The organism is Nocardioides phosphati, from assembly GCF_014646375.1.
Lineage (GTDB): Bacteria > Actinomycetota > Actinomycetes > Propionibacteriales > Nocardioidaceae > Nocardioides > Nocardioides phosphati.
Window position 1 is genome coordinate 71,856 of the sequence record NZ_BMNI01000005.1, and the last position, 12,800, is coordinate 84,655.

15 protein-coding genes and 1 tRNA gene are annotated in these 12,800 nt (G+C 72.1%); 7 read left to right on the top strand and 9 right to left on the bottom strand.

What is annotated here, in order from left to right; translation table 11 throughout:
* Positions 1–223: 223 nt before the first annotated feature.
* Positions 224–1,729: a carboxyl transferase domain-containing protein gene (locus tag IEX47_RS11300; RefSeq protein WP_188784115.1), complete on the bottom strand. Its 1,506-nt coding sequence runs from the start codon at positions 1,727–1,729 to the stop codon at positions 224–226.
* Between the two features lie 95 nt (positions 1,730–1,824).
* Complete coding sequence (locus IEX47_RS11305; RefSeq protein WP_188784116.1) at positions 1,825–3,678, bottom strand: acyl-CoA dehydrogenase; 1,854 nt, start codon at positions 3,676–3,678, stop codon at positions 1,825–1,827.
* A 163-nt stretch (positions 3,679–3,841) separates the two neighbouring features.
* Between IEX47_RS11305 and IEX47_RS11310 the strand changes: the two genes are divergently transcribed.
* On the top strand, positions 3,842–4,300 hold the full coding sequence (locus tag IEX47_RS11310) for an RrF2 family transcriptional regulator (protein ID WP_188784117.1): 459 nt from the start codon (positions 3,842–3,844) through the stop codon (positions 4,298–4,300).
* A gap of 9 nt (positions 4,301–4,309) precedes the next feature.
* On the opposite strand, the gene IEX47_RS11315 is transcribed toward IEX47_RS11310, so the two are convergent.
* The 4 genes from IEX47_RS11315 to IEX47_RS11330 form a co-directional block, all read right to left on the bottom strand.
* Entirely contained in the window at positions 4,310–4,897 is a 588-nt protein-coding gene (locus tag IEX47_RS11315) for a hypothetical protein (RefSeq protein WP_188784118.1), read from the bottom strand.
* A gap of 86 nt (positions 4,898–4,983) precedes the next feature.
* Complete coding sequence (locus IEX47_RS11320; RefSeq protein WP_188784119.1) at positions 4,984–5,607, bottom strand: DUF2461 domain-containing protein; 624 nt, start codon at positions 5,605–5,607, stop codon at positions 4,984–4,986.
* A 9-nt stretch (positions 5,608–5,616) separates the two neighbouring features.
* On the bottom strand, positions 5,617–6,471 hold the full coding sequence (locus tag IEX47_RS11325) for an NAD-dependent epimerase/dehydratase family protein (RefSeq protein ID WP_188784120.1): 855 nt from the start codon (positions 6,469–6,471) through the stop codon (positions 5,617–5,619).
* Positions 6,472–6,623: 152 nt separating this feature from the next.
* The gene (locus IEX47_RS11330; RefSeq protein WP_188784121.1) at positions 6,624–7,520 is read right to left on the bottom strand and encodes a MerR family transcriptional regulator; all 897 of its coding nucleotides are present in this window, start codon (positions 7,518–7,520) and stop codon (positions 6,624–6,626) included.
* Positions 7,521–7,789: 269 nt separating this feature from the next.
* Here IEX47_RS11330 and IEX47_RS11335 point away from each other — a divergent pair, with 269 nt between their 5' ends.
* The 3 genes from IEX47_RS11335 to IEX47_RS11345 are packed head-to-tail and all read left to right on the top strand — an operon-like array spanning position 7,790 to position 9,199.
* Positions 7,790–8,029: a hypothetical protein gene (locus IEX47_RS11335; RefSeq protein WP_188784122.1), complete on the top strand. Its 240-nt coding sequence runs from the start codon at positions 7,790–7,792 to the stop codon at positions 8,027–8,029.
* Between the two features lies 1 nt (position 8,030).
* Positions 8,031–8,897: an FHA domain-containing protein gene (locus tag IEX47_RS11340; RefSeq protein ID WP_188784123.1), complete on the top strand. Its 867-nt coding sequence runs from the start codon at positions 8,031–8,033 to the stop codon at positions 8,895–8,897.
* Positions 8,894–9,199 (top strand): sigma factor, encoded by a 306-nt coding sequence (locus tag IEX47_RS11345; RefSeq protein WP_188784124.1) that lies wholly within the window; start codon positions 8,894–8,896, stop codon positions 9,197–9,199. The genes IEX47_RS11340 and IEX47_RS11345 overlap by 4 nt, the downstream gene beginning before the upstream one ends.
* Positions 9,200–9,259: 60 nt before the next feature.
* On the opposite strand, the gene IEX47_RS11350 is transcribed toward IEX47_RS11345, so the two are convergent.
* Both IEX47_RS11350 and IEX47_RS11355 read right to left on the bottom strand, forming a co-directional pair.
* Positions 9,260–9,335 (bottom strand) — tRNA-Gly (locus tag IEX47_RS11350).
* A 38-nt stretch (positions 9,336–9,373) separates the two neighbouring features.
* Positions 9,374–10,168 carry an SGNH/GDSL hydrolase family protein gene (locus tag IEX47_RS11355; RefSeq protein ID WP_188784125.1) on the bottom strand — a complete coding sequence of 265 codons (795 nt, stop codon included), beginning with the start codon at positions 10,166–10,168 and terminating at the stop codon, positions 9,374–9,376.
* A gap of 17 nt (positions 10,169–10,185) precedes the next feature.
* Here IEX47_RS11355 and IEX47_RS11360 point away from each other — a divergent pair, with 17 nt between their 5' ends.
* Genes IEX47_RS11360 through IEX47_RS11370 form a run of 3 tightly spaced genes read left to right on the top strand, consistent with a single transcriptional unit; the run spans position 10,186 to position 11,952 of the window.
* On the top strand, positions 10,186–11,064 hold the full coding sequence (locus IEX47_RS11360; RefSeq protein WP_188784126.1) for a hypothetical protein: 879 nt from the start codon (positions 10,186–10,188) through the stop codon (positions 11,062–11,064).
* Positions 11,065–11,122: 58 nt separating this feature from the next.
* The gene (dcd, locus tag IEX47_RS11365; RefSeq protein WP_188784127.1) at positions 11,123–11,698 is read left to right on the top strand and encodes a dCTP deaminase; all 576 of its coding nucleotides are present in this window, start codon (positions 11,123–11,125) and stop codon (positions 11,696–11,698) included.
* Entirely contained in the window at positions 11,698–11,952 is a 255-nt protein-coding gene (locus tag IEX47_RS11370) for a Pr6Pr family membrane protein (protein WP_188784128.1), read from the top strand. Before dcd ends, IEX47_RS11370 begins: the two co-directional genes overlap by 1 nt.
* Here the strand turns inward: IEX47_RS11370 and IEX47_RS11375 are convergent.
* Entirely contained in the window at positions 11,933–12,790 is an 858-nt protein-coding gene (locus IEX47_RS11375; protein ID WP_188784129.1) for a helix-turn-helix domain-containing protein, read from the bottom strand. The two genes, IEX47_RS11370 and IEX47_RS11375, sit on opposite strands and share 20 nt — an antisense overlap.
* Positions 12,791–12,800 lie beyond the last annotated feature (10 nt).

Genomic DNA, 12,800 nt, shown 5'->3' on the forward strand with positions numbered 1-12,800 from the left:
TGCCGGCCCCCTCGAGGGGACCGGCACCGTGAGGGCGGGTCCGGCGGCGGTCCCACGGCCCGGGACCGTCACCGGACCCCGCGGTGGGAAGCCACGCGGTGCGTAACGCACGTGGCTGCCCGCCGCAGGGACAGGGAGGCTGACGCCGTGGCCGCAGTACCCGGCCCGTGGGTGGTCACACTCGCAACCGGAGGTTTCCGCAGAAGATTTCTGGCGGTGCCCGTCAGAAGGCGTAGCGCGCCGCGCGGTCGGCGGCCGAGCCGGCGCCACGCTCGCGGAGAGCGGCGAGCTCCGTCGCCACGACGGAGCCGAGACGGTCGAGGAACGCCGCAGCCTCGTCGGCCGCGTCCGGCAGCTCGGGTACGACGACGTCGACCGCACCGCGGGTCGCCAGGCCGGTCGCGAGCACCTGCTGCGAGCGGGCCATCTCGGCGGCGTGGTCGGTGTCGCGGTGGACGATCGCCGACGCGCCCTCGGGCGGGAGCGGGGAGAGCCACGCGTGCTGCGCGGCGACGACGCGGTCGGCGGGGAGGAAGGCGAGCGCCGCGCCGCCGTTGCCCTCGCCGAGCATGAGGCACAGGGTGGGCGCGGTGCACGTGACGAGGTCGGCCAGGCAGCGCGCGATCTCGCCGGCGATGGCCCCCTCCTCGGCGGCCGCCGACAGCTCGCCGCCCTTCGTGTCGATGACGGTCAGCACCGGGAGCCGCAGCTCGGCGGCCACGGCGATGCCCCGGCGCGCGGTGCGCAGCTCGGCCGGCCCGAGCCGGTGGCCGGCGGCCTCCGCCGCGCGGTCCTGCCCGACGACGACGCACGGCTGTCCGTCGAAGCGGGCGAGCGCGAGCAGCAGCGCCGGGCCGGCCTCGCCGGCCTGGGTGCCGGAGAGCTCGACGACGTCGGTGGCCCGGGCCGCGAGCAGGTCGCGCACACCCGGTCGCTCGGGGCGTCGGGTCCGCGTGACCGCGTCCCACGCGTCGAGCTCGGCGAAGCCCGCCGCAGCCGGCTCGCCGGTGCGGAGGTCGGCGCCGGTCAGCTCGTGGTCCGCCGGCTCGTGGTCCGCCGGGGTGAGGGCGCGCAGGACGGTGGCGAGCCGCTCGCGCAGGTCGTCGGGTGCGACGACGGCGTCGATCACGCCGACCTCTGCGAGGTGCTCGGCGACCTGGACGCCGGGCGGGAACTCCTCGTCGTACAGGGCGGAGTAGACACGCGGGCCGAGGAAGCCGGCGAGCGCGCCGGGCTCGGCGTACGTGATCTGGCCGAGCGAGCCCCACGTGGCCATGACGCCGCCGGTGGTCGGGTTGCGGAGGTAGGCGACGTACGGCAGGCCGGCGGCGCGGTGCGCGGCGATGGCCGCGCCGATACGCACCATCTGCACGAACGCCGGTGTGCCCTCCTGCATGCGCGTGCCACCCGAGCAGGTGAGGCCGACGAGCGGCAGCCCCTCCTCCGTGGCGCGCGCGATGCCGGCGACCAGCCGGTCCGCCGATGCCCGGCTCACCGAGCCGGCGAGGAAGCCGAACTCGCTCGCGATCACCGCGACGGGCTGGCCCTCGATCGTGCCGCGCCCGCTCAGCACCGACTCGTCGAGGCCCGACTTCGCCTCCGCCCGCTCCAGCTCCGCGACGTACGCCGGGGCGAGGCCGCTGCGGTCGGCCGGAGCGTCCCAGCGGGTCCAGGAACCGGCGTCGAGCAGGCGCTCGATCAGGTCGGGGGCGGTGTGGCGGTCGGTCACGCGGGTCACCTTAGGGGTCGGGTCGGCCGACAGGCCTCGGGATGGGCGACGCCCCGGCTGCCAGGGGCAACCGGGGCGTCGGGTGGAGCGTCAGATCAGAACGCAGCCTCGTCGAGCTCCATGAGCTCGAGGTTGGTCGCCTTGGCGATCTCGAGCTCGGCGGCGATCTTCGGGAGGACCTGCGCGGCGAAGAACTTCGCGGCCGCGACCTTGCCCTCGTAGAAGGACTTGTCCTTGCCGGAGGCGCCGGCGCCCAGGGCGTCGAGGGCGACCTCGGCCTGGCGAACCAGCAGCCAGGCGCAGACGACGTCGCCGAGGGCCATCAGGACGCGGGTGGTGTTCAGGCCGACCTTGTAGATCGACTTGATCTCGTTCATCGCGTTCATCAGGTCGTTGACCGCGAGCTGGACCAGCTCGCCGGCCTGGGCCAGACCGGTCGCGAGGAGCTCGCGCTCGACCTTGAGCTCGGCCGAGCCGTTGTCGATCGTGTTCTGGATCTCGGCCTGGATGTGGCCGAGCGCCACGCCCTGGTCCTTGACGATCTTGCGGAAGAAGAAGTCCATGCCCTGGATCGCCGTGGTGCCCTCGTAGAGGGTGTCGATCTTGGCGTCACGGATGTACTGCTCGATGGGGTACTCCTGCAGGAAGCCGGAGCCACCGAGGGTCTGGAGCGACTCGGTGCCGAGCAGCGTCCAGGCCTTCTCCGAGCCGTAGCCCTTGACGATCGGGAGGAGCAGGTCGTTGACCTTCGCGGCCAGCTCGGCGTTGTCGCCACCGATGAGGACCTGGTCCTTCCAGTACGCCGTGTAGACGTACAGCGCGCGCATGGCCTCGGCGTACGACTTCTGCGTCATCAGCGAACGACGGACGTCGGGGTGGTGCGTGATGGTGACCTTGGCGGCGTTCTTGTCCGCAGCCTCGGTGAGGTCGGGACCCTGGACGCGGAGCTTGGCGTACTCGAGGGCGTTGAGGTAGCCGGTCGAGAGCGTGCCGATCGCCTTGGTGCCGACGAGCATGCGGGCGTTCTCGATGACGTCGAACATCTGGCGGATGCCGTCGTGGACCTCGCCGAGGAGGTAGCCGACGGCCGGCTCGCCGCCGCCGACCTGCGGGTCGCCGAAGGTGACCTCACACGTGTTGGAGGCCTTGATGCCCATCTTGTGCTCGAGGTTGGTGACGTAGGCGCCGTTGCGCTCGCCGGTCAGCTCGCCGCTCTCGAGGTCGAAGTGGAACTTCGGGACGAGGAAGAGCGAGAGACCCTTGGTGCCCGGGCCGCCGATGCCCTCGACGCCCTTCGGGCGGGCGAGGACGAGGTGCATGATGTTCTCCTGCAGGTCGCTCTCACCGTTGGTGATGAAGCGCTTCACGCCGGAGACGTTCCAGGTGCCGTCCTCGTTGGGGGTGGCGAAGGTCTTGCCGGCACCCACGTCGGAGCCCGCGTCGGGCTCGGTGAGGACCATCGTGGCGCCCCACTGGCGCTCGACCATGTGCTGGGCGATCTTGATGTCGCGCTCCACGCCGTTGGCGTTGTGGTAGACGACGGAGGCGAAGAACGGACCCGCCGAGAACATGTAGATCGGGGCGTGGGCGCCGAGGATCATCTCCGCGGCGGTCCAGACGACGGTGGCGGGAGCCGGCTGGCAGCCGATCTCCTCGGGCAGGCCGAGGGCCCAGAAGCCCGACTCCATGTAGGTGTCGTAGGACTTCTTGAACGCCGCCGGGACCGGCGCGGTGTGGGTCGTGGGGTCGAAGACCGGCGGGGTGCGGTCGGACTCGACGAACGACGCGGCGAGGTCCTCGCGGGCGATGCGCTCGATCTCCTTGAGGGACTCGAGAGCGGTCTCCTGGTCGAAGCCGGAGAACGCCGGGGCGTCCATGTACTCCTGGACCTTGAAGACCTCGAACAGGTTGAACTCGATGTCGCGGAGGTTGCTCTTGTAGTGGCTCACTGATGCACCTTTTCGGGTGAGGAGATGCGGGGATGGGACGAGCGCATTACTCGCCAGTAACATAATGATGCAACGCCGAGTTACAGCATGCAAGGCAGCGGCCGGATGATCTGGGCCACCTTCGCTCCCGACAAAGTCGAGCGATTCCTGCGACAATGCGGCCATGCGAGTCTCCGCCAAGTCCGACTACGCCCTGCGTGCGCTCATCGAGATCGCGTCGCGTGACGACGCGCGCCCCGTGAGCGCCGAGGAGCTGGGCCGCCTCCAGGAGATCCCGCACGGCTTCCTCCAGGCGATCCTCGCCGACATGCGGCGTGCCGACATCGTGGTGTCGCAGCGCGGCCAGTCCGGTGGCTGGCGCCTCGCGCGCCCGGCCGAGTCGGTCACGATCGCCGACGTGATCCGCGCCGTCGACGGGCCGCTCGTGTCGGTCTACGGGCTGCGGCCCGAGGCGGTCAGCTACAACGAGAAGGCCGACGGGCTCCAGCAGGTCTGGATCGCGGCGCGCTCGGCCCTGCGCGACGTCTTCGAGAAGGTCACCATCGCCTCGCTCGCGGAGCGCTCGCTGCCCGACGAGGTCACCTCGCGCACCGCCGACGAGGACGCCTGGCAGCCGCACTGATCGGCGAGGTCAGGCGGAGCGGAGCTCCTCGAGCTGCTCCTTGAGCTCGGCGCGCTTCTTCTTCAGCTTGCCGATCCTCTTCTCGAGGTCGGCCTCGTGCGCCTCGCGGGCCTGCTCGACCGCCCGCGCGAGCACGGCCTCGAGGCCGTCGCCGGCTTCGAAGGTCACGACGTGGAGCCGGGTCGGCTTCACCTGCGTGGCCCACGCGTCGATCAGGTCGTCGAGCCCGGGCTGGCCGCGCTCCGCGGTGATCACCACGTGGGTGCGGAACCCGCTCATCGCGTCGAGCAGCAGGGAGCGCTGCGTCGCGTCGATGCCGGCGTACGCCGGGTGGCCGAGGATGACGGCCGCCTTGCGCTTCTCGGCCCGGCGTACGACGCGGGCCAGGCTGCCCTCGACGTCCTTGCGCGTGAGGCCCTCGGCCTTGTGGGTGCGGAGCAGCTCGATCGCCGAGCGGTCCAGGTCGGCCTGGTTGACGTCGGGCGTGGTGAGGCCGGCGGTCGTGAGCAGGTCCTGGGCGCCGGTCAGCGTCTCCTGCAGGCGGTCCGCGGAGGGGAGCGCGGGACCGACGAGGAGGAAGGCGTTCTTCTTGGCCATGGGTCCAGCGTCGCAGCGTCCGGCGGCATGCGGGTGAACAGGCCGGAAACGGACGTGCGTCGGGCGTGTGAGGCCCGACTCACGGCTCAGAGCGCGGCGAGCCAGTCGACGAGGGCCCGGAGTCGGCGCCAGTCCTCGCGGACCACGTCGATGAGCTCCGCGGTGTGGATGACCGGCTCGAAGCCGAGCAGCCGCCCGGCAAAGAGCTGCTTGTGGCGCAGCAGCTCGATCCGCGGGTGCTCCTTGTCGTAGCCGCGCGGCGCGGTCTTGAGCGTCTCGCCGCCGATCTCGAAGCCGCCCTGCTCCAGCCCCTTCATGATCGAGGCGAGCTGGGTGCCGCGCTTCTCCTCGGCCACGGCTTCGCGGTACGCCGCCATCCGCTCGCCGCTCGCCTCGTAGAAGCCGGCGCCCGTGCGGACACCGCGCGCGGAGAGCTCGAGGTACCACCCGGTGGCCGGGACGACACCGACGAACGCTCCCTGGTGGGTCTTGTACGGCGTCTTGTCCTTCGCGAAGCGCACGTCGCGGTAGGGACGGAACACCTTCGCGGTGCCGAACTCCTGCTCGAGCGCGGCCGTCAGGGCCTTCATCGGCGCCTCGACGGCCTCCTTGTAGACCGCCTTGTGTGCCTCCCAGAACGACTTCGTGTTGTCGACCTCGAGGTCGTCGTAGAAGTCCAGCGCCGCGGTCGGGAAGCCTTCGAAGCTCATGCGGCCAGCCTAGGGGTGGCGCGTTCCCTGTCCGGCGAGGATCGCGCGGTACCCCTCGGCGTACGTCGGGAAGGCGGGGGCCCAGCCCGTCGCGCGCAGGCGGGCGTTGCTGCAGGCGCGGTCGGCGCCGCGGCTGCTCGGCTTCTCGGCCTGCTGGGGCTCGGGGGCGCCCATCGCGGCCGCGAGCCGGCGGACCACCTCGCCGTACGGCGCGGGCGCGTCGTCGACGACGAGGTAGGTCTCGTCAGGGGCCGGGCCCATGGTCGCGAGGTGGACGATCGCCGCAGCCGCGTCGTCGCGGTGGATGCGGGCCGTACGCCGGTCGGGGGTCGGGATCGCGGCGGTGCCGGAGCGGACCAGGTCGAGCAGCCGCGTGCGGCCGGGGCCGTAGATGCCGCCGAGACGGAGCACGCTCGCGCGGGTCGGCGTTGCCGCCAGGCGGTCGAGGAAGAGGCGCTCGGCCTCGAGCATGACCGTGCCGTTGAAGGCCGTCGGCTCGGTCGGGGAGTCCTCGTCGCAGTCGCCGGAGAACGAGCCGTAGACGGCAGTGGAGCTGACGAAGAGCGCCCGTCGCGGTGTCACACCGTCGCGATCGAGCGCGTCGAGGACCCGCTCGGTGCCGTCGAGGTAGGCGGCGCGATACGCCTCCTCGCTGTGGCCGTCGGCGGCGAGCGCAACGACGAGGGTGTCGACGTCGGAGGGGACCCGCGGGGCCTTGGTGCGCAGGTCGGCCGCGACGCCCTCGAGGGCAGCCGGCAGCTTCTCGGGAGAGCGGCGCCACCCCGTCACGTGGTGACCGGCAGCGACGAACCGGAGACCGGCTTCGGTGCCGAGGTCCCCGCAACCGGCGATCAGGACTGACATGAGCGCGGATGACGAGACGCGAACCCGCGACATCGACCTCGGGAAGGGCGCCTGTCGCGTGGTGGTCCCTGGTCCCCTCACCTCCTGCGGGTGTTCTCGATGGTCGGTCTCGTGACGGTTGATGACGCTACCGGCACATCGTGGCGGGCGCGTCAGGTCGGCCGGGCGGCGGCGAGGCGCTCGGCGAGGAAGGCGGCGCCGGGGCCGACCTGGTGCCCCAGCCTGACGCACCACGGCGGCGCGGATTCCTGCGCCGAACCGCCGACGGCCACGAGAAGGTCCGGGCGGGCCGCACGAAGGGCCTCGGCGATCTCCCGTACGGCGCTCGCATCGGCCTCGGTGGGCGCAGCCAGGACGGCGCAGGACACTTCGCCGACCGCTCCGGTGGTGGCCGCGGTGATCCACTCCGCGGTCGGGACGTCGGCACCCAGGTAGATCGTGGAAAGCCCGGCGCGCCGCGCAGCCGTGGCGAAGGCGAGGAGGCCGAGCTCGTGCCGGGCGCCCGGAGGCAGGCCGATCAGGAGCCGAGGTCCCATCAGGTTGTCGCCCGCGGCGTCGTAGGCGGCAGAGAGACGACGAGTGATCGCGTGGGCGGCCATGTGCTCGCCCGCCACCGTGATCTGCTGCGACTTCCATGCCGCCCCCAGCGCGTGGAGCGCAGGCAGCAGCCACCTGTCCGCGACGGCCTCGAACGACGCCGCGCCGAACTGCCGGTCGAGCAGTGCGCCGAGCGCCGGAGCGTCGAGCGCCGCGGCGACCCGGATCAACGCAGCCGTGTCGTCTCCGTCCTCCGCGCCGGAGTCGACCGGGGCCGGGCGACGCTCTTCTGACGCCATCCGTCGGCGCATCTCGTCGGCGGCCGCCTGCGCGGGCCAGCCGTCGTCGATGAGCGCACGCATCAGGCCCAGCGCATGCAGGTCGCGTCCGTCGTACAGGCGGTAGCCGGACGCCGTGCGTTGAGTGGCGCCGACGCCGTAGCGACGCTCCCACGCGCGGAGCGTCGACTCGCTGATGCCGACCTGCTCCGCGGCGCGCTTGATCGTGTACACGAACCCGTCCGCTCAGCCAGAAGCCGCGCGCAGCGCAGCAGCTCGTTGGGTACTTCTCACGCCTGCTCCAACCTTGGACAACTCCTCGACAGTGTCCCGCGCAGCATACGCGCGGTCCGGTGCGCCGCCCCGAGCAGATGACCGCGCCTCCGCGCTCCAGCCAGGCCGTGCGACGACACGACGACGACGCCGAAATAACCTTTGACAAACCTTGTACGTAGATCGTACGTTCCTTAGACAAAGTCATCAACGTCACGTGAGGAGTCGAGATGAACCTGAGCAGCCAGCGACCCGACAACGGGAGCGACGAGATCGTCGACTGGACCGACCTCGGCATGCGGATGTGGAACTTCCTGACCGGCCGGGAGGCAGCGATCAACTACGAGTTCCACGACATGGTCGTGGAGGTCCCGCGTGACACCGGCAGCAACGCGCCCCGGGCCACCTGGCGCGTCGACGGGCTGCTCCGGGTCACCACCGACGACAACGCGACCCAGCGGCCGGCCTGACATGTTCACGCGCGTCACCGCGGACCTCCGGTTCAGCGTGGGGACGGCCGACGGCCGGACGGTCGACGGCCGAGTCCACGGCGACGGACGCCGGCTGCAGCTCGAGATGGCCGACCCGGCCGCATTCGCCGGCTTCGCGGACGCGCCTGCCGTGGCAGGCATCGCCGAGGCGCTGGCGCACCGTGGCCTCGTGCTCGACGTGATGGAGGGTCCGGGCAGGCGACTGCTCTCGCTCGGTGCCGTCCATGCGCCGTGGTGGCAGCGCAGGATCACCGGGTCGAAGCGGATCCGGCTCGCCGGATGGCGGGCGCTGCGCGCCCCCAGTCGCGCGCGGCTGCGTGAGCTCGCCGGCCGGGTCCAGGGCAAGGAGCCTGCAGGCGGACTCCTGCCGCCCGCCACGCCGTTCCCGCTGGCGCCGACCTTCGCCCGTCGCGTCCACGTTCGTCCGACGGGAACCAACGACCCCGCCCGTGGAGGTCAGCCGCGACTGGTGCTGGTCCGCGACTCCTACCGGCCCGGTGAGCGCCAGCCCATCTACTGGCTGGCGGAGGGGTCCTGCCGCATCGGTAGCGGCGCCGACTGCGACATCCGTCTGCCGGGCCTGCGTGAGCTGCACGCCGAGGTCATCCACGACGACAAGGACGAGTTCGTCGTGGTGGCACACGCCCCCGCCACCTACGTCCATGGTGCGCCGGCGATCCGGGCGGTCCTGCGGACCGGAGCCAGGCTGCAGGTCGGCGCGTGGACGCTGGCCTTCGCCCGCGCCGAGTACGCCGACCACGGACGCCCGTTCGCGGGTCGGCTCGGCGGCGAGATCGGGCACCAGCGTCCACAACCGGCGCTGTCCCAGCGTGGGGGGTCGAGATGAGCGACGCACCACGCGCGGGGAACTGCCCCGTGGCGGCAGCGCGCGGACTCCTGCTGCAAGCCGGCCGCGGGGACCGCGACGCCTTCGCCGAGCTGTACGACGCCACGTCCGGCCTGGCCTGGCGGTTCGCTCGCTCCCTCGCCGGTGAGGCGAATGCGGCCGAGGTGCTGGTGCAGGGCTATGTGGAGGCCTGGCGTGCCGCACCCCGGTTCGACCCGGCGCAGGGCTGCGCTCTCGCGTGGCTGCTGCGCCACGTGGAGCGCGCCGCCAGCGAGCAGTGGTCGGGCGGGGTCGCTTCCTAGTGTCGTCCGATCGGGATCGCGACCGACGGTGACCCGGGAGCGAGGCGCACATGTGGAACGTGGAGCGGATGACGAGACTCGAACTCGCGACATCGACCTTGGGAAGGTCGCGCTCTACCAACTGAGCTACATCCGCATGCCCCGCTGCGTTGCCGCGAGCGGGACGACGCGATGCTACCGGACCGTGTCGGGGGTCACCGAGGAGGCCGGGGTGATCGGCTGCAGGGTCGGTCGCTTCGGCGTCACGCCGTCGCCGGACGAGCGCCCGGTGATCCGGCGGTGCACCCAGGGAGCGAGGTGCTCGCGGGCCCACTGGGCGTCGGTCGCGAGCTGCTCGCGGCGGGTCAGCTCCGGGACGTCGGGGAACGCCGGCGGCACGGTGCCGTGCTCGATGCCGAGCGCGTCGAGCACCTGGACCGCCATGTACGCGTGGCCGACCGGGCTCATGTGCAGCCGGTCGACGTCCATGATCTGCGCAACCTTCCAGCCGCGCATGCGCCACATGTCGACGAGCGTCGCGCCGTGCTTCTCGGCGATCTCGCGCGCCCACTCGTTGAAGACCGCGACGCGTCCGCGCGCGAACTTCAGCGACGGGTTGAGCCCCGGGTCGGCGATGGTGAAGAGCGCGACGTGGGCGCCCGCAGCGGTCAGCCGCCCCACCCCCTCGTCGTACGCCGCGGCGAGGGCGTCGAGGTCGACCCGCGGTCGCAGCACGTCGTTGCCGCCGCCGTGGATCGTGACCAGGTCGGGCTGCAGGGCGATCGCCGGCTCGAGCTGCTCCTCGAGGATCGCCGGCAGCTTGCGGCCGCGGATCGCGAGGTTGGCGTAGCCGAAGTCGTCGGTCCTGCTGGCCAGGACCTCGGCGACGCGGTCGGCCCAGCCGCGGACGCCGTTGGGCCGCGACGGATCGGCGTCACCGACACCTTCGGTGAACGAATCTCCCAGAGCGACGTACCGGTGGAACTCCATGGCCCCATGATGACGGAATGGTGCAACGGACTGCCGGTCGGACCGCCCTGCTCGTCGCTGCGTCGGCAGCCGTCGTGGGGGTCCTGGCCGTGGGCACGATCGCCGGTACGCCGTCCGCACCGCGGCCCGGGGATGCGCCGATGTCCGCGAACCCGACGCCACGCTCGCAGGCGGCGCTCTTCTCCTGCCCGTCGCAGCACCCGGTCTTCACGCGGCACGCCCCGCCGATCATGGACATCCAGGAGGAGCGGGCGAAGGCGCACGCCGTCGAGCAGGCGTCGGGCACGGGCTGGAGCGTCGCCTTCGCCCAGCCCACGCGGCTCGGGGTCTTCGCCTTCGTCGACGGCGACCTCGAGGCCGCACGTCCGGTGCTGACAGGGCTCGGGGCGACGCACGTCTACCGGCGCGACATGGGGCCGGAGTTCGGCGACGGCCACGACGAGGACGCACTCGTGGACCAGGCCATGCAGTGGGCCCTCGAGAAGCCGATGCAGGACGTACGCCGTGCCCTCCGCCGCCTGCCGAAGGACGGCGAGCTGGCCTACTGGGACGCGGCCGGAGCGATCTTCGTGCAGTGGAAGTCGCCGCTGCCGCCGCAGGTCGCCGCGCTGGCCGAGCTGCACCGGCCCGACGGCGTCCTGGTGGTCGTCGAGGAGACGCCCTACTCCCCGCGCGAGATCGTCGCCGCGCAGAATCGGGTCTTCACGCGGCGGCACGAGAAGGAGGTCGGGGCGCGGTTCGTCATGGCCGGCGCCTGCGGGGACAACTCCGGGGTCCTGCTCGGTGTCGAGCCGGACAGCCTGCGGAACCGCCGGTCCGAGCTTCAGGAGAAGCTGGCGCGCATCGCCGGCATGCCGGTCCACGTCGTCCCGCAGGCGCCGATCCGGGGATTCTGAGGCTGCCCGCCACCCGGGCGCCCGGCCGCGGGGCGCGGCGTACGACTAATCTGCGGACATGCTGCTCTCCGACCGGGACATCCTCGCCGAGATCGACGACAAGCGGATCGTCATCGAGCCCTACGACCCCGCGATGGTGCAGCCGTCGAGCATCGACTTCCGGCTGGACAAGTTCTTCCGGGTCTTCGACAACCACAAGTACCCCACCATCGACCCCGCGGCGGACCAGTCGGACCTGACCCGCATGGTCGAGGTCGAGGGCGACGAGCCGTTCATCCTGCACCCGGGTGAGTTCGTGCTCGGCTCGACCTTCGAGGTCGTCACGCTGCCCGACGACCTCGCGGCGCGCGTCGAGGGCAAGTCGTCGCTCGGCCGCCTCGGGCTCCTGACCCACGCCACGGCCGGCTTCGTCGACCCGGGCTTCTCGGGCCACGTGACGCTCGAGCTCGCCAACGTCGCGACGCTGCCGATCAAGCTCTACCCGGGCATGAAGATCGGCCAGCTCTGCTTCTTCAAGCTCACGTCGCCGGCGCTGCACCCCTACGGCTCGGAGAAGTACGGCTCGCGCTACCAGGGCCAGCGTGGCCCGACCGCGTCCCGCTCCTACGCGAACTTCCACCGCACCGAGATCTGATGCTGACCGCGCGGCGGGCCCACCTGGCCGTCGCGCTGGTCGCCAGTGCGGGGCTGGTGCCGCCTCTCCTCTGGCTGGCCCACACCCTGGTGCGGGGGGCTGTGACCGGCTTCTACCCGTATCCGTTCCTCGACGCCGGTGAGCGCGGCTACCCCGTGGCCCTCGCGACGTGCCTGGGCGTGGCCGTGCTCTTCCTGGTGCTGGCGTGCGCAGCAGCCCGCCTCGACGATCGGCTCAGCGCGCGGAGGTCCTGAACGCTGCTGGTGTGCGGCCGTCGCGGAGCCGGAACCAGGCTCCGAAGTTCGAGGCGTCGTCGAACCCGATCGTCTCGCCCACCCGCGCGACGCTGAGGTCGCTGTGCGCGAGGAGGCGGCGGGCCTCGAGGAGGACCCGCTCGTCGACGAGCTCCTTCGGCGTGCGGCCGGTGGCGGCGCGGGTCGCGCGGGCCAGGGTGCGCGTCGACCAGCCCAGCCGGGCGGCGTACCAGGCGACGTCGTGGTGGCGCGTGTGCTGGGCCTCGAGCAGGTCGCGGAAGGCGAGCCACGCCTCCGAGCCACTGGGCGCGTCCGGCCGCGAGCTCGCCTGGGCGGTCAAGCGGAGGAGCAGTGCGGCGAGGAGGTGGGTGAGGGCCGGTGCGCGGAGCGAGCGCGGCATCGCCTCGTCGGCGGCCAGGTCGGCGATCTCCTCCGCCAGCGCCGGTACGCCGGCGGCAACGGCGTCCTCGGGCGACCACCAGCGAGCGCCGTCCGGCGAGCTCGCCCCGGTGAGCTCGGCCGTGCCCGGGTCGAGCAGGCCCGCCGGGAAGATCACCACCCTCCCGTCGTACGCCGCGAGGTCGCCCCACCGCTGCACCTGCCCGGGCCGGACCCAGAGCACCGAGCCGGGCGTGAGGAGATGGTCGGTGAAGTCGAGCATGTGGGTGCCCGTGCCGCTGGTCGGCAGCAGGAGGAAGTGGAACTCGGGACGCTGCACGTCGGCGAAGGCGGCAGCCCCGGCCCGCTCCAGCATCGACGCGATCGTCGTCGCCTCGACCTCGCCGGCCTTGCCCTCGGGTGGCTGGTAGGCGACGGGGGAGATGGGTTGCTGTCGCACATTCACCATC